An 18,416-nucleotide genomic window follows, 5' to 3' on the forward strand; every position below is an offset into this window, starting at 1 on the left:
ATGCGTCAGCGGGCAGACCAGCGCTCCCCACGCTGGCAAACCGGTGCCACATAGGCGCGGTACCGGCCGCTTTTCAGCTGGATTGCGCCAGGGAAATGACGGAATGCCGCCGGTACGCCCTGATGCGTCAGATCACTGACGCGCCAGCAGGCTCACCCCGTCGAATTCGGTACCGTCGAGCTTGAGGATGTAGGTGCCGGTGCGCGGCGCGGTGAAGCGCACGGTCTGGCTGGTGCCACTGCGTGTGGAGGCACCGTCGTTGTCGGTGGCGCTGGGCTCACGCCCGAACGCCACATACAAGCCTGCCTGCCCGCTGCCACCGAAGCTGATGAAACTCAGCACCGCACCCGCGCTCGCCTCGAAGGTAAACAACCCGCTGTCGCCGGCCAGGTTGGACAGCCCACGCTCGGGCACGCTGTTACGCAGAGGTTGCGCATCCACCTGGCACCCCACGTCTCCCGCATCGCAACGGCGCAGCGCGCGATCAACGGCAGCCCCCGCATCCACGATGCCGCTACCGGCCGGCGTGGCCAGCGGTATCTGCACCGGGAACGCGCGTGCACTGCGCTTGAGCAAACGCTCCAATGCCGCCGGTGTCAGCGGCGCCTTGCCATCGGCGATCAACGCGCTTTGCACCAGCGCCGCAGTGCCGGCCACGTGTGGCGATGCCATGGAGGTGCCGGCAAATCCGGGGCCGATGTACGTGAACTGGCCGGAAGTCGGCGTAGTTGCTCCGGTGTAACCGGTCTGCCAGATCCAGCTGCCGATCGGGCCGTCGTACAAGGTGTCGGTTTCCAGATCGCGTGCGCCACCGCCGGGTGCAGCCAGATCGATCAAACTGCCGAAATTGCTGTAATACGCCAGGCCACCAGTCAGGCGGGTAGCCGCCACCGACACCACGTTTGCGCAGTTGGCCGGTACTGCGCTGGACACATCCGAGCCACCGTTGCCGGCCGCCACCACCACGGTGGTGCCGCGCGAAACCGCACCGTTGATCGCCGCCTGCATGGCCGAATCGCAGGGCCCGAATCCACCCAGGCTAATGTTGATGATTTCGGCCGGCTCGCGATTGTCCGGCACGCCCTCCACATGCCCGCCGGATGCCCACACGATGGCATCGGTGATGTCGGAAAACGAGCCGCCGCAATGACCGAGAACGCGCACCGGCAGCACCTTGGCCTTGTAGGCAACACCGGCACCGCCAATGGCGTTGCCGGTGGCTTCGGCAATCGTGCCGGCCACGTGCGTGCCGTGCCAGGAACTGTCGCGAGCGGCTGAAAAAATACCGCATTCGCCGTCCGTTGCTTCCCAATCGCCATAATCCAACGCACCCGGCACGCGCGCATTGGTGGCGCGTCGCGAGGTGTCGGCATTGCTGATGAAGTCGTAGCCCTGCAGCAGATTGCCGGCAAGATCCGGATGCGCCGGCAGGATGCCGGTGTCGATCACCGCCACCACCACGCCCTCGCCTTGGGCAGTGGCCCAGGCCGCCGGCGCATCGATGCCACCGACCGGATCGGTGAGATGCCATTGATTGGTCGCCAGCAGCGGGTCGTTGGGCAAGCTGCCGCCGCTGCTTTGCAACCGATAGGCGCGTGCATCGATTTGCGCATATTCCACCGCAGGATCCGATTGCAACTCGCGCACCAGGCGGTCGGCGTCGCTGCGGCTGAGTTGTGCGGGCAGCTTGATCAACTCGCTCCCCACTGCCAACGTGCGCACAAACGTGGGCACGGCCGCCTTGCCGCTGCGTGCCGCCGGTGCCAGCTGCACTGCCGCGCGCGATGCCGCTGCAGTGATCGTGGCCGCCGATGCACTGCCAACGCTGCGCGCAGTCACTTTGCCGCTGCGATATTTGACGATGATGCCGTCGACCGGCGCATCGCGCATGGCTTGCTGACGTTGCGCAGCGCTCACACTGGAATCCAACGTGGCGGCAGCGGCAATGCCGCTACCGAGCGAAAATACAGCGCTGCAGGCGATGGCAAGAGTCCGGGAACGATGGTTCTGAATCACGATGAAGTCCTCTTCAAGATGAAATGCAACAACGAATGAGTGAGCGCGCAGCTGCCGCACACGCAGCAGCTGCGAGATGCATGCAATGCGCGTTACCAGCCGAAACCGGCACCCACGCCGATCGAGCTGTCGTCGCCACTGAGTGCGCCGCCCACCGTCACCGTGGCGCGCGGGCTGATGGCACGCTGATACCCCACCGACAACGCCGACTCGCCGTTCTGGAAACCGACGCCGGCACCGACGCGGTTTTGCGAGGCGATACCGGCCACGCTGGCGGACATGTTCAACATCGCCGAGCTCATCGCGCCCTGACGATCCAGGCGACGGTTCTGCCGACGCAGGCGGTCTTCGATATCGCCCTGGTAGCTTTCGAAGCTGTCGGCCATCGCGCTGTAGCGGCTGTCGGTGTAGCTGTTGGCAGCGGCAACGCCGTTGTCCAGCTGCCCCCTGTTGACCGCATCGGTGGCACGCGTACCGGCCGCCACATTGGCCACCTGCCGCTCACCGCCAACGCTACCCACCGACACCGTGTCGGCACGATCGGCGACCGAGCCCTGGCCGAGTGCAACTGCACCCTGCGCACTGGCACGTGCGCCCTGGCCAATCGCCGTGCCCGATGCCGCACTGACCTGCGCGCCTTCGCCCATCGCCACCGCATTGGTCGCCACCGCCGCAATCTGCGTGTTGGCGCCCACCGCCGTGCTGCCATCGGCATTGACGCGTGCATTGCTGCCGATCGCAGTGTCGTTGGGACCATGCGCATACGCGCTGCCGCCGATTGCAGTACCGGTCACGTGGTTGGCCACGGCCGCCGTGCCCACTGCAGTGGACGTTGCGGCCGGCGTGATGCTGCCGACCTCTGCTGCGGTCGGCGTGCCTCGTACGCCATCGCTTGCGGCAAGCACGCTTGCCGTTGCAGTCGCTGATGACAGCGCGCTGTCGGTCGTCCCGTCGGCAGCTATCAGCGTCGACTGCACGCCATCGTCTGTCGCCGCATCTTCAAGACCGCTGGCGGCTGTCGGGGTTTGCGCAACTGGTGCAACCGTCGTCGCCGTTGCTGTCGCCCGTGCGACGCGCGCAGCGGAGGAACGTGCGGCAACGCCCGTTGTCGCCGTCGCGTTACGCGCATCCAGCTCGCTGACCTTGCTATCCAACGCCGTCAATGCCGCACCGACGTTGCTGTAACTACTGCCCTGGATCACGTAGGTCGGCGCAACGAACACGCCTTGCGCGCCGATCGCTGCACCACCGCCGAGGAAGCTGGCCGCGTTGCTCAAGGCACCGAACAACTGCCCACCGTTGATCGCATCGCTGCTGCCGGTGGCGATTGCACCAGCACCCACATTGACGATGCGACGCGTGGCAGGACCACCGCGGCCATTGCCGTTGCCCACCGACACCACGTTGGCCTCGTAAGTGCGCGAGCCGGCGCCCAAGGCCACCGAATCGGCACCACTGGCACCTGCATTGGCACCGAGTGCGACCGCGTTGCTGCCGCTTTGCCGGGTAAAGGCGTTGTAGCCCATCGCCACACTGTTGTTGCCCAGTGCCGTCGATTGCACGCCCAAGGCCATTGCGGCACTGCCTGTTTCGCCGATGAACACGCCCACGCTGGCATCGCGCCCGATCGCGATGGCATCGGGCGCCTCGGCCCTGGCATTGGTTCCCAACGCGATATTGTCGCCAGAGAAGATCGACGTCGTGGCACCACTGCCGATCGCGATACTTCTGCTGGAGACGGCACGCGCGTCGTAGCCGACTGCAATCGCCTCGGCGCCCTCGGAAGACGACAGCGTTCCCAACGACACGGTGCGCGGCGCAAACGAGGCAGCGCTATGGCCGATCGCCACCGCGTCGGTATTGGTGTCGTTGGAGAAGACGTTGGCGTTGTAGCCCAGCGCGATGGCGTAATCGCCGTCGCTGCGCGCACCTGCGCCGATGGCAACGCCACCGACGCCGAGGGCGCCTGCAGGCCGCAGGGTGGAGCTGACCAGCGACATGCCGCCGACAGTCACACTGCGCTCGCCGGCGGCAACCGCCAGGCTGCCCACGGCCACGCTGCTCTCGCCGATGCTGGAGGCATTGAAGCCCACCGCGGTGGTCAGACTCGCGTTGGCCAGCGCACCGAAGCCGAAGGCCGAAGACGCCGAACCGCGCGCTGTCGAGAACGCGCCCACAGCGGTGGCAACATCGTCCTGCGCCCGCGCGCTGAACCCCGACGCCATCGACTGCTCGCCACTGGCCACTGCCCCCGTGCCGACTGCGGTGGCGAAAGTGCGCGCGGCAACCGCCCCGCTCCCCAGGGCCACGGCACCGCGCGCCTGTGCCAGGGTGGCCTGTTCCTGCGCGCCCACGATCGAGCCAGAGGCATCGAATACCGGGACAGAGGCGACACCGCCCACTGCCACCGCCGATGCATCGGCTGCGCTGGCGTTGTGCCCGACAGCGACGGTATCGCGGCCCAGCGCCAGACTGCCCGAGCCCAGCGCATTGGCGCCATCGCCGATCGCGTTGCTTGCGCTCCCCAGCGCGATCGCATTTAGGCCGTCCACGTAGGCAGCGGTTTCATCCCCATCTGTTTTGCCAATCGCCAGCGTGCTGTCGAGACGATCGGCGACAGCACGCACGCTGTCGAGCTGGGCGAGATTGACCGCATCGTTGGCCTCGGTGCCTGCAGCAACGCTGGTGATCTGACGCGTCAGCCCCGCCTGCACATCGCCAACCGAGACCGTGTTGCTGCGGTACGCGTAAGAACGCGCACCCAACGCCACGGCGCTGGCGGCCGAACGATTCCACGCATCGTCGACCCAGTCACCCACACGTGCGCCATAACCAATCGCCACGGCATCGGTGCCATTGGTCTGTGCATCCGCACCGATCGCGGTGTTGTTGCCGTTGAACCACGAGGTGCTGGCACGCGCACCCAGCGCGATGCTGTTCTCGGCATAGGCCACGCTATCGTGCCCCACCGCCACCGAACCATCGCCGCTCGCCAACGAAAACCCACCCAGCGACACCGTGCCCGGCGCAAACGAGCCGGCGCTGTGGCCGATCGCCACAGAATCGGTGTTGCCTGGCTGATTGGGGAAGATGTTGGAATCGTAGCCAATGGCAATCGCATAATCGGACTGGCTCTGCGCCCCTGCGCCCAGCGCGATGCCGCCTGTTCCGGTGGCGGCGGTGATCGAACCGAAGTTACTGATGCCACCGACCACCACGCTCTGCACGCCGCTGGCCAACGCGGTATCGCCGACCGCGATACTGCTGCTACCTTCGCTGCGCGCTCTATAACCGAAAGCGGTGGACGCATCTCCGCTGGCACGCGACAAATAGCCGCCTGCGCTGGAGAGGAATCCACTGGCAGTGGACAAACCGCCGATCGCAGTGGCCCCATCGTCGAACGTCTGCGCGCGGTACCCCAGTGCCGTGCTCTGCACACCGTCAGCACCAGCACCACTGCCCAACGCAGTGGAAAACGGATCGCTGGCCAGTGCACCACCACCGATGGCGGTAGAGCCAACGCCGGATGCCTGCGCGGCTTGTTCGCGTTGCCCGATGACAAAACCGGACGCGTCGTAATCGTAGACCGTTGCAAAGCCGCCAATGGCGGTAGCCGATTCTCCTGCAGCCGAGGCGTTATGCCCGATCGCCGTCGCATCGCGCTCCAGTGCCAGGCTTCCGCCGCCGAGCGCGCTGGTTCCATCGCCCAGGGCATTGCTTGCGTTGCCCAGCGCCAGGGCGTCCTGACCATCTGCGAACGCCGGCACATCCGTCTCGGCGTTCGGTATGGCCGAGGTCTGCGTGGTCGCTGCTGCGGGATCTGCATTACCGCCCGCTGTTGCAGTCCTGGTGTCGCAATGCTGCTGACCGTCGGCCACCGTGCAGCGCGTGATCGCAGTCGCTTGCGGGGATGCGGCCTCGGCAACTCCGGCCATGCCGACGAGTACCAGCATCATCGCCGCCGCCAGCCCACCGCTCGCTTGCAGATGCACTCGACTGAAGGGTGGGTTTATCAAATCGCAGACACGTCGCGCCGTTCGGCGATGAGCACACTGCTCACCACCGGCATTCAATTGAATTCGCTTCATTAACGCCTTACTCCCCATTGGCCTGGTATGTAGAAACCGACCACCGCACGACTGCGTCGCACGGTCCCCCTGAGGTTTATCGAAAACGCACTCGCTTACCTCCTGCATCGGGAAAATCCCGCGCAAAAGAATCAGCGATAGAAACGTGAATTTGCAGCGGAAACCGTGTGAATCAGAGATTCATAACGTTGGATGAATTTATTGAAAAACCAAAAATTCAGATGAGATTAACGTCACACAAGCGACATCATCGAACGCACCAAATAAATACCTAGTATTTTTTATAGTTACTTAAAGTAAACCACTTATCGACATTCAAAAAAATGTAGCAGCGACGCACCCGACTGCGATGCGATCACGCGCGGCTGCAGCTGCACTGATCGGGAGTTATCAATAGCGAAAGGTCATGCCTCAGCTGCAACGCCCGCCGGACATGCGCAGTCCCGATGCACGGGCGCTCGATGGAATGAGGAAACCTTGCATGCGCCTGCCGCAGACAAGCCGGCTTGCATCGCTTGAAAGCGGGTCTGGTCATGCGCGGCTCGATCGGCGTTCGATGCGCTCTTCTGGACGACGCGCATCGCGGGCAGGATCAAGCAACCCGCGAAAACCGCGTGCAGATGCATGCACGCAGCAGCAGAAACGACAACGGCCGTGTGCATCGCTGCACACGGCCGTCGAATCAAGCGGTTGCTGCGGGCGCTCTAACTCACCCCGCGGAGCTGCACAGCATCAACCACACCACACGCGCGCATTGCGGAACATCCGCAGCCACGGCGAGTCCTCGCCCCAGTCGGCCGGGTGCCAACTCAGGTTTGCCGTGCGCGGGGTTCGCTCGGGGTGCGGCATCAGGATGGTGGCGCGGCCGTCGGTGCTGGTCAGGCCGGTGATACCGTCCGGCGAACCGTTCGGATTGAGCGGGTACTGCGACGCCACTGCGCCGTCGCCGTCGATGAAACGCAGGGCCACACGCACGGCCGCCTGATCCACCACGGTGTCGAACTCGGCGCGGCCTTCGCCATGCGACACCGCCACCGGAATCCGCGAGCCGGCCATGCCGCGCAGGAACAGCGACGGCGATTCCACCACTTCCAGCAACGCGGTGCGCGCTTCGAACTGCTCGCTACGATTGCGCAGGAAACGCGGCCAATGCTCGGCACCGGGAATGATGTCCTTGAGCTGGCTGAGCATCTGGCAGCCGTTGCACACGCCCAGCGCGAAGGTGTCGCTGCGCGCGAAGAAGTCGGCAAACGCATCGCGCAAGGCCGACCGCTCCAGGATCGAGGTGGCCCAACCGCGCCCGGCACCCAGCACGTCGCCGTAGCTGAAACCGCCGCAGGCCGCGAAACCGGAGAACTGCGCCAGATCCACACGGCCTTCGATCAGGTCGCTCATATGCACGTCGAACGCACGGAAACCGGCGCGCTCGAAGTTGTAGGCCATCTCGATCTGCCCGTTGACGCCCTGCTCGCGCAGGATCGCCACCTTGGGCCGCGCACCGGTCGCCACGAACGGCGCGGCCACGTCTTCGGATGGATCGAACACCAGCTTCGGACGCAGGCCCGGCGCCTTGAAGTCGCGTGCCAGCGCGCGCTCTTCATCGGCGCTATCCGGGTTGTCGCGCAGTTTCTGCATGGCGTGCGTCACCGACCACCAGGCATCGAACAACTCTTCCCAACGCCACTCAGCCAGCACCCGGCCCTGCCCGCTCACGCGGATACGCGGCGCACCGGTGGGGCGTGCAATGCGCTGCGCGCATTCGGTCAAGGCATGCCGCTCGACCAGATCGGCGAACGCGGCGCGATCCTCGCTGGCGATCTGCACCACCGCACCCAGTTCTTCGTTGAACAGACTGCGGAACGCATCGTCGCCCCACGCATCGAGGGTGATATCCAGACCCTGCCGCGAGGCGAACGCCATTTCGCACAGCGCCGCAAACGCACCGCCATCGCTGCGGTCGTGATATGCCAGCAACAAGCCGCTCTCGCGCGCCGCACGGATCAGTTCGAAGAAACTACGCAGCCGCTGCGCATCGTCCAGATCCGGCACCTCGCCACCGAAGGCCGGCAGCGCCGCATCATCGGCATATACCTGCGCCAACACCGACCCGCCCAGGCGCTGCTTGCCGCCACCCAGCCCGATCAACCACAGCTCGCTCTCTTCGTCGCTGCGCAACAACGGCGTCAGTTGCGTGCGCACATCACCCACCGGTGCGAACGCACTGATGATCAGCGAGACAGGTGAAACGCTTTTCAGCGTTTCACCGGGAATGGGGAGTCGGGAATCGGGAATGGCAAGAGCGGAGGGCTGTGGCGTTTCACCATTCCCGATTCCCGATTCCCGATTCCCGGCAGGCCACTGCGCCTGCATCGACAGCGAGTCCTTGCCCACCGGCACGCTCAATTCGAGTGCCGGGCACAGTTCCATGCCGATCGCGCGCACCGCGTCGTACAACAAGGCGTCTTCGCCGGCGTGACCGGCGGCGGCCATCCAGTTGGCCGAGAGCTTGATGCTGTCCAGCGTCTGCACCGGTGCGGCGCACAGGTTGGTGATCGCCTCGCCCACCGCCATGCGCGCCGACGCCGCAGCGTTCAACAACGCCAGCGGAGTGCGCTCGCCGATCGACATCGCTTCGCCAGCAAACGTCTCGAATCCAGCCAGGGTGATCGCGCAATCGGCCAGCGGCAGCTGCCACGGCCCGATCATCTGCTCGCGCGCGGTCAAGCCGCCAACGCTGCGGTCGCCGATGGTGACCAGAAAGCTCTTGGACGCCACCGTGGGATGCGCCAGCACGCGCAGACCGGCCTGCTGCAGGTCCAACGTGGCGGTCTGCAGCACCGGCCAACGCGGCGCCGGCGGATGCACCGCATCGCGATGCATCTTCGGCGCTTTGCCGAACAGCACGTCCATCGGCAGGTCGATCGGGAGCTGGGAATCGGGAGTGGGGAATTGAGAATAGTGAGAAGCGGCATCGGCAGCCGGCAACGCGCCGTTACGATTCCCGACTCCCGATTCCCCATTCCCGGCGTCGAAGACGCCATACCCAACCACCAGCCGCTCCTCGGCCGTGGCCACGCCCACTGCCGCAAACGGGCAGCGTTCGCGGGCGCAGATCGCGGCGAATTCGTCCAGGCGCGCCTGCGGCACGCCCAGTACATAGCGTTCCTGCGATTCGTTGCACCACAGTTCCAGCGGCGACAACGAGGGGTCGTCGGTGAGCACGCGGCCCAGGTCGATGATGCCGCCCACGCCGGAGTCGTGCAGCAGCTCGGGAATGGCGTTGGACAGGCCGCCCGCGCCCACGTCATGGAACCAGCGGATCGGGTTGTCCGTGCCCAGCGCCACGCAGCGGTCGATGACCTCCTGGCAGCGGCGTTCCATCTCCGGGTTTTCGCGCTGCACGCTGGCGAAATCCAGCGCCTCGGCGCTATCGCCGGCCGCCACCGAACTGGCGGCGCCGCCGCCCAGGCCGATCAGCATCGCCGGCCCGCCCAGCACGATCACCGCATCGCCCGGCTGCAGGCGCAGCTTCTCGACCTGAGTGCGGTCGATCGCGCCCAGGCCGCCGGCCAGCATGATCGGCTTGTCGTAGGCGCGGGTCAGACCCTCACCTTCGGCGAGTTCGAAACTGCGGAAATAGCCGAGCAGATTCGGCCGGCCGAATTCGTTGTTGAACGCGGCGCCGCCGAGCGGGCCCTCGAGCATGATGTCCAGCGCCGGGGCCATGCGCGGGTTCAGCGCGCGCGGCGCCTCCCACGGCTGCGGCAGGGTCGGGATACGCAGATGCGACACCGTAAAGCCGGTCAGACCGGCCTTGGGCTTGCCGCCGCGGCCGGTGGCGCCTTCGTCGCGGATCTCGCCGCCCGCACCGGTCGCCGCGCCAGGAAACGGCGCGATCGCGGTCGGGTGGTTATGCGTTTCCACCTTGATCGCAAATGCCGACGGCAACACCGCTTCGCTGCGGTATTCGCCGCTGGCCGGATCTGGGCGATAACGCGCGGCCGGCACGCCTTCCACCACCGCGGCGTTGTCGCTATAGGCCGACAAGGTGTGCTGCGGGGTCTGCTGGTGGGTGTGCTTGATCATGCGGAACAGCGAGCGTTCCTGCGGCTTGCCGTCGATGCTCCAGCTGGCGTTGAAGATCTTGTGCCGGCAATGCTCGGAGTTTGCCTGGGCGAACATCATCAGCTCGACGTCGGTCGGGTCGCGGCCCAGCGCGGCGAAGCGTTCGCGCAGGTAGTCGATCTCGTCCTGCGCCAGGGCCAGGCCCAGCGCGCGGTTGGCCTGCTCCAGCGCATCCAGCGCCACGTGCTGCAACTGGCCACGATCCGGCTCGTTGAACAGCGCCTCGGCGGCGGCGGCCGAACCGAGCAGCGATTGGGTCATCGGGTCGTGCAGCAGCTTGGCCACGGCGGCCTGGTCGGCGTCGTTGTCGGGCCAGCCGGCCAGATCGATGCGGGTCCCGCGCTCCACACGCTGGATCGGTTGCCCGGCCCCGCGCACCAGTTCGGTGGCCTTGCTCGACCACGGCGACAGCGTGCCCAGACGCGGCACCACATAGCGCGAGGAGGCGTCTTCGGCGCGCGGCGCGGGCGCCGCTTCGGCCTGCAGAATCCGCTGCAAGGTGGCCTGATCGGGCGCTTGCCCGGCCTCGACGCGGATGAAGTACACGTGCCAGGCGCCGGTGATGCGCAGCGCGGGGACGAGGGTTTGCAGGCGGGTTTCGAGCCGAGCGCGGCGGAACGGCGAAAGGGCGGAAGCGCCCTTGAGGACCATCATGTCCGGGGAACCGTGTCAGAAACGGGGCTGCAGATTGTAACGGAGGTTGAGGGGCTCAGCGCCCGGCCGAGCATGGGCCGGCCGGTGATCGGCTGGGTAACACCCGCCCTGCAACGCAAAAGGCCGGAATGCATGCGCACCCCGGCCTTTTGAGCGATCACGCTGGCGGTCGAAGCCACCAGCGCCGAAGCGGTATCACAACGCCGCTTGCAGAGACATCAGCGGCTTCCGCCCGCCGTGGTGACGGCGCGCTTTTCCAGCGCCTCGCGCAGCTGCGCCGGCGGCAGGTAGCCACCGAGCTGGGTGCCGTCGGGGGCGAAGATCGCCGGAGTGCCGTTGACGCCCAGGCGCTGGCCCAGCGTGTACTCCATCGACACCGGGTTCTTGCAGTCCTTGGAACTCACCGACTGACCGGACTTGGCATTGGTCAGCGCCTGCTTGCGGTCGGCCGAGCACCACACCGCCACCATGTCCTTGTAGTCCTGGCTGCCCAGGCCCATGCGCGGGAAAGCGACGTATTCCACCGCGATGCCCTGCTTGTTCAGCTCGGCGATCTCGCTGTGCAGCTTGCGGCAGTAGCCGCATTCCACGTCGGTGAACACGGTGACCGCATACTTCGGATTCGCCGGCGCAAACACAATGCGGTCGGCCTTGGGGATGGTTTCCAGCTGCTTGCGGCGGTAGGCCAGCAAGCCGGCGCTGGCAGCGAACTGCTTGTTCTGGATGTCGAACGGCTGCGCCTGCATCAGGTAACGGCCGTCGTCGCTGACGTACAGCACCTGCCCGCCCACCACCACTTCGCGGAAACCGGGAAACGGCGCGGCGCCGATGTAATCGGGCTTGAAGTCCGGGTCCAGCGCCTTGAGCGCCGTGCTCACACGCTGATCCACATTGCCGGTGGCGGCAGGCGCGGCGGCTGGCTTGGCGCCGGCATTGCTCGCCGCAGGCTGCGACGATTGTGCGCAGGCGGTAAGACTGATCGCGCCCAGCAGCGCGGCGATGGCAAGACGATACATTCACGCATCCAGTGGAATGGGGTACCTGGATTCTCGCACAGCGCAGATGAAGCAAGGCAACGCCCGGCTCAGTTTATTGGCGACCCGGAGCGCCGGTTCGTTGCAGGGATCGGCGCGCGCGTCGTGGCGATTGCGCATTGACCGGCTCGCTGGCAGCCCCTTACCTGGCGAGATGCATCACCACCGGCCTGCCGCAGTAACCGTTCACCCGCGAGGATGATGCTTGGCGTGCAGCTTTTGCAGATGCTGGCGCGCCACCAGCGTGTAGATCTGGGTGGTCGACAACGAGCTATGGCCGAGCAGCATCTGCAGCACGCGCAGGTCTGCGCCGTGGTTGAGCAGATGAGTGGCGAAGCTGTGGCGCAACCCGTGCGGGCTAACCGTGTCCGGGTCGATCCCGGCCACCGCCGCATAACGTTTGACCAGCGCCCAGAACTGCTGGCGGCTGGGCGGCTGACGTGCGGCGTCGATGAACAGCGGCACCTGCCCATCGACCGGCGCCACCGGCTTGTGGCTGGCCAGCAGCGGGCGCGCCTCGTGCAGATAGCGCTCCAGCCAATGCTGGGATTCCTCGCCCAACGGCACCAGCCGATCCTTGCTGCCCTTGCCGGTCACCCGCAGCACGCCCTGCCGCAGATTGACCCCCACCGCCGGCAGGTTGACCAGCTCGCTGACGCGCAGGCCGGCGGCATACATCAGCTCCAGCATGGCGCGATCGCGCAGGCCCAGCGGGCTGTCGATGTCGGGAGCGGCCAGCAGTGCTTCGATCTGACTTTCGGTCAGCGCCTTGGGCAGGCTGCGCGGCAAGTGGGGCGGATCGATCAGCGCGGTCGGGTCGTCGCTGCGCAGGCCCTCGCGCAGACACAGCCCGTAAAACGCCCGCAGCGTCGACAACAACCGCGCCGTGCTGCGTGGCGAATAGCGCGCCTCGGAGCGCCAGCGTAGATAGTCGAACACCGCAGCCCGATCGACGCCCAGCAGCCCGCCGCCGGCCCCGTCGCGCCAACGCGCCAGCCCTTCCAGATCGCGCCGATAGCTGTCCAGGGTCTGCCGCGCCACGCCGTTCTCGGCCCAGAAACGATCCAGGAAGCGCTCGATGGCGGCAGCATCGGCTGCCTGCAAAGGTGGCAGCTGTTGGGCGAGTTGGCGACGTTCGGCAGGACTGCTGGCAGACATCGCAACAGCATAGAGCCTGTCGCGCAGGATCCGATGCGATGCGTTGGCGATGATTGAAGTGTTGGCAGCGCGCTCCTTGGCGTAACGAGCCGCCGTTGCTGCACGCCCACACTCTGCGCAGTTGCTTTGCCGGCCGCCGGCAACACCTTCGGACGACCGCTTGATGAAGTTCACCAGCCACTTGGTCGCTCGTATTCTTCAGCGCGGCGCTGCCGCAACGCGGCGTTGCTCGATCGCCCGTGCCGGCTATGCTCGCGGCATGACCTCGATTCCCTCGCCTCGCACTGCACGCGCCCCTGCCTTGGTCGGTTGGCGGCTGCTGGCCATGTGTTACGACGCCTGGCCGGTGCTGGCGCTATGGATGCTGATTTCCGCCGCTTTCACCCTGGGCTTCACGCTTGCCGGGCATCCCGCACGCGAAAACATCGCCCCTTTCAGCGGTTGGCAATGGCTGTTGTGGCTGTGCTGCTGGATCGCCGCCGGCATCTACGCCACGGTGAGCTGGCGGCGCGGCGGCCAGACCCTGGGCATGCGCCCATGGCGGTTGTCGCTGATCGGCCCGCAAGCCTCGTGGCGCGCGCTATGGATCCGCTATGCCGTGGGCACGTTGTCGCTTGCCCTGGGCGGACTGGGATTCTGGTGGGCGTGGGTAGATCGTGATGGACTGGCGTGGCACGACCGTGCCAGTGGCACGCGGCTGCAGAGGATTCCCAAACCGAAGAAATAAGCTCGATCACGCGAGCGCATGGCCGCCGCCACAAGCCACTGATGCAAGGCGGCGCGACCGAGAATCGCTGACACAACGTAGCGAGCGGTCGCCAGGTGGATGTTCAAGGCGCGGAGCAGGCGACGTGCATGCGTATTACATGCCGATCCCGAGCAACGGCCGCGCCACCTGGCAGTGAGCGCTGTCGTTTTGTTAGTCGCTCTAGCTACTGCGCCGCCGGAACAACCATGCCGACACCCCCAGCATCACCATCGGCGGCAGTGCATAGGCGATGCGGTAATCCAGCTTGAGCGCACCGGCCATGCGGCCGAAGAACAGTTGCAGCAGCCAGAAGCCCAGCGCGAACAGGATGCCCAGGAACAGACGCTTGCCCAGACCGCCGCTACGCAGCGAACCGAACGAGAACGGAATCGCCGCCAGGCACAGCGCCAATACGTTGAGCGGATAGAACCATCGGCTCCAGTACTGATCTTCGTAGTCGCGCGCGTCCAGGCCATTGCGGCGGCGGTACTCGATGCTCTGTTCCAGATCGCGCGCGGACAGGTTGCGCGGCTTGGCCAGCCCCGCCGCCAGCGCCGCCGGGCTGAGCTGCGATTGCCACGGCAGCTCGGGGAAGGTTTCGCGCTGCACCGAGCGCTCCTGGAAGGTATCGCGGCGCACCTGGCGCAGCGTCCAGGCGCCATTGCGATTTTCTGCCAATGCCGCATAGGTCAGCTGCTGCAGGCGTCCGCCGGCATCGAGGTGATACAGCCGCACATCGTGCAGATCCAGCGCGGTACCGCCGCCGTCGAGCAGCTTCTCTTCGCCGCTCAGCGCATTGAGGAAGGTGTCGCCTTCGCGCGCCCACAGGCCCGAATAGCGCGCCATTGCCATATCGCTGTTGTAGCGGGCGCTGGTCTTGAGCGTATCGGCCTGGTTCTGTGCCCACGGCCCCACGGTCTCGCCGCTGATCACCATGCCGGCGGTCAGCAACGCCATCGCCGCGACCACCGAGGCCGACATCCGCTTGCGCGACACGCCCAGCGCGCGCAAGGCGGTCAGCTCGGAAGTGGCCGCCAATTGGCCCAGCCCCATCAACGCACCGATCACTGCCGCAGTGGGGAACAAGGTGTAGGCCCGGCGCGGCACCGTGTACGCCACATAAGCAAACGCATGACCGAAGGTATAGCTCCCCTGGCCAATATTCTTGGCCTCGCTGGCAAACGCGTTGACCAGATCCAGCCCCAGCAGCACGGCCCAGGTCAGCAGCACGGTGAACAACACCGCGCGCCCGACGTACCAATCGTGTACCCGTGGCATCAGCCTCATGCGCGCACCCTCGGCCGACGCACGCGGCCATCGCGTGCATACGCCCAGATCGCCACTGCCAGCAATGGCAGCGTCAGCCACCACAGACCGAGCGCGGCCGGCGTCTTGCCGTTGGCGATCCACTGGGTGCCGACGATCATCAGGTTGGTACCCACCATGTACGCCAGGAACGCCAGCATGATCCGGCCGTAACGTTGCTGCCGCGGCGCACTGCGCGATAGCGGCAGGGTCAGCAGCGCGAACGCCAGCGCCAGCAGCGGCGGCGCCAGACGCTCATGCAGCTGCGCGCGCGCAGCCGGGCGTTCGTCCGACAGCAGCTGCGTGGTCCACATCACTTCCGGATCGTTGGCATCGTGCACCTGGCTGCGGTCGGGCAAGGCCACGTCGTTGCTGGCGAACTTCATCAAGCGGTAGTCCAGGGTGTTGCCGGCGGCCGGGCCTTCGATGCGGTAACCGTCCTCCAGGCGCAGGTAGCGGTTGGCCTTGCCTTCGAAGAACATCGCGCCACGCTCGGCGGTGACCACATCGATGCGGTCGTCCTTCTGGCGCTGCATGAACACCTTGCCCAGGCCCTTGCCGTCGGCCGAGATCGTGGTGAGATAGACCACCCCACCGCCGGACAGCGGAGTGAACTTGCCCGACTCCAGGCCGGCCATCAGCACGCTGCGGTTGGCGTCTTCCAGCATGGTCTCGGCGGTGCGGCTGGCCCACGGGCCCAACCACAGCGAGCACAGCCCGATCAGCACCACCACCGGCACCACCAGCATCAGGATCGGGCGCAACATGCGCCGCGGGCCGACTCCAATGGCGGTGATCACGGCCATTTCTGAATCGCGGTACAGCCTCGCCAGTGCCAGCAGCAGGCCGAGCATGAGCGCCAGCGGCAGGATGATCGGCAGGTAGGCCACAAATTGCAGGCCCACCTGAGACAGCAACAAGCGAGCGGGGATGCGGCCATCGGCGATATTGCCGAGGATATCCACCAGCACACCGCCCACGCTGACGACCAGCAGCACGATCAAGGTGGCCAGGAAGCTCTGGGTGAAATCGCTAAGCAGGTATCGATCGAGCTTCGGCATGGGGTGGGCTTGTTTTAAACTCTCGGATTCGTTCGCGGCATCGCCAGCCTAGTCAGGTTGGCGTAAACAGTCCGCGATTGTACGGATTTGCCTACGGAATCTGATCAATGGCCCTGCAATTCACCCTGAACCAAGACGCGCCGGCAAGCGCCCACGTCGACTGCATCGTGGTTGGCGTGTTCGCCGACAAGACCCTTTCGCCCGCCGCCCAGGCGCTGGACAGCGCCAGCCAGGGCCGTTTGACGGCACTGGTCGCACGCGGCGATGTGGCCTCCAAGACCGGCAGCACCAGCCTGCTGCACGACCTGCCCGGCATGGCCGCCCCGCGCGTACTGGTGGTCGGGCTGGGCGATGCCGGCAAGTTCGGCGTGGCGCCCTACCTCAAGGCGATCGGCGATGCGACCCGCGCGCTGAAGACCGGCCCGGTCGGCACCGCCCTGCTCACCCTGACCGAATTGCCGATCAAGGCGCGCGATAGCGCGTGGAACATCCGCCAGGCGATCGTCGTCAGCGACCACGCCGCTTACCGCTACACCGCCACGCTGGGCAAGAAGAAGGTCGACGAGACCGGCCTGACCACGCTGGCGATCGCCGGCGACGACGCCCGCGCACTGGCGGTTGGCGTGGCTACCGCCGAGGGCGTGGAGTTCGCCCGCGAGCTGGGCAACCTGCCGCCGAACTACTGCACCCCGGCCTACCTGGCCGAGACCGCCGCTGCGTTTACCGGCAAGTTCCCCGGCGCCGAAGCCGAGATTCTGGACGAAACGCAGATGGAAGCGCTCGGCATGGGCTCGCTGCTGTCGGTGGCGCGCGGCTCGGCCAACCGCCCGCACCTGATCGTGCTGAAGTGGAACGGTGGCGGCGATGCGCGCCCCTATGTGCTGGTCGGCAAGGGCATCACCTTCGATACCGGCGGCGTCAACCTCAAGACGCAGGGCGGCATCGAGGAAATGAAGTACGACATGTGCGGCGGCGCCAACGTCATCGGCACGTTCGTGGCCACGGTCAAGGCCGAGCTGCCGATCAATCTGGTGGTGGTGGTGCCGGCGGTGGAAAACGCCATCGACGGCAATGCGTATCGCCCCTCTGATGTGATCACCAGCATGTCCGGCAAGACCATCGAGGTCGGCAATACCGACGCCGAAGGCCGCCTGATCCTGTGCGATGCGCTGACCTACGCCGAGCGCTTCAACCCCGAAGCACTGGTGGACGTGGCTACGCTGACCGGCGCCTGCATGGTGGCGCTCGGCCACCAGACCGCCGGCCTGATGAGCAAGCACGACGACCTGGCCAACGAACTGCTGGCCGCTGGCGAGCACGTGTTCGACCGCGCCTGGCGCCTGCCGCTGTGGGACGAATACCAGGGCCTGCTGGATTCCAGCTTCGCCGACGTCTACAACATCGGCGGCCGCTGGGGCGGCGCGATCACTGCTGGCTGCTTCCTGTCGCGCTTCACCGAAAACCAGCGCTGGGCGCATCTGGATATCGCCGGCGTGGCCAGCGACGAAGGCAAGCGCGGCATGGCCACCGGCCGCCCGGTCGGGCTGTTGACGCAGTGGTTGCTCGACCGCGCCGCAAGCGGCGCAGCGTGATTGGGGAGTGGAGATTCGGGATGCGTGCAAAGCACACGCATCCCGCCGTCCGTAGCAGCATGCGGACGGCCATGACCTGCTGTTTCCAATCCCGAATCCCCCTTAACGAATCCCTGCCCTGATGCCCCGTGCCGATTTCTACCTGATCGCCAAACCGCGCTTCCTCAACGAACCGCTGCGGCTGGTCTGCGAGCTGGCGCGCAAGGCCTACGACGCCAACCTTTCCACGCTGATCCTGGCGCGTGATGCCGAACAGGCCGAAGCGCTGGACGACCTGCTGTGGGCGTTCGACGACGAGGCCTATATCCCGCATCAGATCGCCGGCACCGACGAGGAAGACGAACTCGCCCCGGTGCTGATCGCCGCCCCCGAGTTCACCGCGCCCTCGCGCCCGCTGGTGATCAACCTGCGCGACGATCCTTACCTGGGCGCCTGCGACCGGGTGCTGGAAGTGGTGCCCGCCGACCCCGCCGCCCGCGAACCGCTGCGCGAACGCTGGAAGCAGTACAAGGCCCTGGGCCTGGAACTGACCAAGTACGACATGTGAATCGGGAATCGGGAATCGAAAATCGGCTCCCTCCCATTAGACCATCACCGATCAGCGCACCCGCTTTACCCATTCCCTATTCCCGACT

11 protein-coding genes are annotated in these 18,416 nt (G+C 66.2%); 4 read left to right on the forward strand and 7 right to left on the reverse strand.

The window, feature by feature from the left end; translation table 11 throughout:
- Nucleotides 1–132 precede the first annotated feature (132 nt).
- Together NDY25_RS06635 and NDY25_RS06640 are read right to left on the reverse strand one after the other, a co-directional pair.
- Nucleotides 133–2,016: a S8 family peptidase gene (locus NDY25_RS06635; RefSeq protein WP_168957127.1), complete on the reverse strand. Its 1,884-nt coding sequence runs from the start codon at nt 2,014–2,016 to the stop codon at nt 133–135.
- A 92-nt stretch (nt 2,017–2,108) separates the two neighbouring features.
- Nucleotides 2,109–5,972, reverse strand: coding sequence for a YadA-like family protein (locus tag NDY25_RS06640; protein ID WP_180336497.1), 3,864 nt, complete (start codon nt 5,970–5,972; stop codon nt 2,109–2,111).
- Between NDY25_RS06640 and NDY25_RS06645 the strand changes: the two genes are divergently transcribed.
- Nucleotides 5,874–6,107: a hypothetical protein gene (locus NDY25_RS06645; RefSeq protein WP_180336491.1), complete on the forward strand. Its 234-nt coding sequence runs from the start codon at nt 5,874–5,876 to the stop codon at nt 6,105–6,107. The two genes, NDY25_RS06640 and NDY25_RS06645, sit on opposite strands and share 99 nt — an antisense overlap.
- 729 nt (nt 6,108–6,836) lie before the next feature.
- Here the strand turns inward: NDY25_RS06645 and purL are convergent.
- The 3 genes from purL to xerD form a co-directional block, all read right to left on the reverse strand.
- Nucleotides 6,837–10,883 carry a phosphoribosylformylglycinamidine synthase gene (gene purL, locus NDY25_RS06650; RefSeq protein ID WP_168957129.1) on the reverse strand — a complete coding sequence of 1,349 codons (4,047 nt, stop codon included), beginning with the start codon at nt 10,881–10,883 and terminating at the stop codon, nt 6,837–6,839.
- A gap of 218 nt (nt 10,884–11,101) precedes the next feature.
- Nucleotides 11,102–11,899, reverse strand: coding sequence for a DsbC family protein (locus NDY25_RS06655; RefSeq protein ID WP_006448516.1), 798 nt, complete (start codon nt 11,897–11,899; stop codon nt 11,102–11,104).
- Between the two features lie 204 nt (nt 11,900–12,103).
- Complete coding sequence (gene xerD / locus NDY25_RS06660) at nt 12,104–13,075, reverse strand: site-specific tyrosine recombinase XerD (protein ID WP_168957130.1); 972 nt, start codon at nt 13,073–13,075, stop codon at nt 12,104–12,106.
- A 259-nt stretch (nt 13,076–13,334) separates the two neighbouring features.
- Here xerD and NDY25_RS06665 point away from each other — a divergent pair, with 259 nt between their 5' ends.
- Complete coding sequence (locus NDY25_RS06665) at nt 13,335–13,802, forward strand: RDD family protein (RefSeq protein ID WP_168957131.1); 468 nt, start codon at nt 13,335–13,337, stop codon at nt 13,800–13,802.
- A 201-nt stretch (nt 13,803–14,003) separates the two neighbouring features.
- On the opposite strand, the gene lptG is transcribed toward NDY25_RS06665, so the two are convergent.
- Complete coding sequence (lptG, locus tag NDY25_RS06670; protein WP_168957132.1) at nt 14,004–15,110, reverse strand: LPS export ABC transporter permease LptG; 1,107 nt, start codon at nt 15,108–15,110, stop codon at nt 14,004–14,006.
- Nucleotides 15,107–16,189 carry an LPS export ABC transporter permease LptF gene (gene lptF / locus NDY25_RS06675; RefSeq protein ID WP_006448521.1) on the reverse strand — a complete coding sequence of 361 codons (1,083 nt, stop codon included), beginning with the start codon at nt 16,187–16,189 and terminating at the stop codon, nt 15,107–15,109. The genes lptG and lptF overlap by 4 nt, the downstream gene beginning before the upstream one ends.
- 107 nt (nt 16,190–16,296) lie before the next feature.
- Here lptF and NDY25_RS06680 point away from each other — a divergent pair, with 107 nt between their 5' ends.
- Both NDY25_RS06680 and NDY25_RS06685 read left to right on the forward strand, forming a co-directional pair.
- Nucleotides 16,297–17,781, forward strand: coding sequence for a leucyl aminopeptidase (locus NDY25_RS06680; protein WP_168957133.1), 1,485 nt, complete (start codon nt 16,297–16,299; stop codon nt 17,779–17,781).
- 121 nt (nt 17,782–17,902) lie between these two features.
- Nucleotides 17,903–18,328 (forward strand): DNA polymerase III subunit chi, encoded by a 426-nt coding sequence (locus NDY25_RS06685; RefSeq protein WP_023902615.1) that lies wholly within the window; start codon nt 17,903–17,905, stop codon nt 18,326–18,328.
- Nucleotides 18,329–18,416 lie beyond the last annotated feature (88 nt).

The sequence above is a fragment of the Xanthomonas hortorum pv. pelargonii genome, assembly GCF_024499015.1.
In the GTDB taxonomy this organism is placed as follows: domain Bacteria; phylum Pseudomonadota; class Gammaproteobacteria; order Xanthomonadales; family Xanthomonadaceae; genus Xanthomonas; species Xanthomonas hortorum_B.

Coding starts and splice junctions, on each gene's coding strand:
- NDY25_RS06645 (WP_180336491.1), top strand. CDS start 5,874: ATGCTGCTGACCGTCGGCCACCGTGCAGCGCGTGATCGCAGTCGCTTG.
- NDY25_RS06640 (WP_180336497.1), bottom strand. CDS start 5,972: ATGATGCTGGTACTCGTCGGCATGGCCGGAGTTGCCGAGGCCGCATCC.
- purL (WP_168957129.1), bottom strand. CDS start 10,883: ATGATGGTCCTCAAGGGCGCTTCCGCCCTTTCGCCGTTCCGCCGCGCT.
- NDY25_RS06655 (WP_006448516.1), bottom strand. CDS start 11,899: ATGTATCGTCTTGCCATCGCCGCGCTGCTGGGCGCGATCAGTCTTACC.
- xerD (WP_168957130.1), bottom strand. CDS start 13,075: ATGTCTGCCAGCAGTCCTGCCGAACGTCGCCAACTCGCCCAACAGCTG.
- NDY25_RS06665 (WP_168957131.1), top strand. CDS start 13,335: ATGACCTCGATTCCCTCGCCTCGCACTGCACGCGCCCCTGCCTTGGTC.
- lptG (WP_168957132.1), bottom strand. CDS start 15,110: ATGAGGCTGATGCCACGGGTACACGATTGGTACGTCGGGCGCGCGGTG.
- lptF (WP_006448521.1), bottom strand. CDS start 16,189: ATGCCGAAGCTCGATCGATACCTGCTTAGCGATTTCACCCAGAGCTTC.
- NDY25_RS06680 (WP_168957133.1), top strand. CDS start 16,297: ATGGCCCTGCAATTCACCCTGAACCAAGACGCGCCGGCAAGCGCCCAC.
- NDY25_RS06685 (WP_023902615.1), top strand. CDS start 17,903: ATGCCCCGTGCCGATTTCTACCTGATCGCCAAACCGCGCTTCCTCAAC.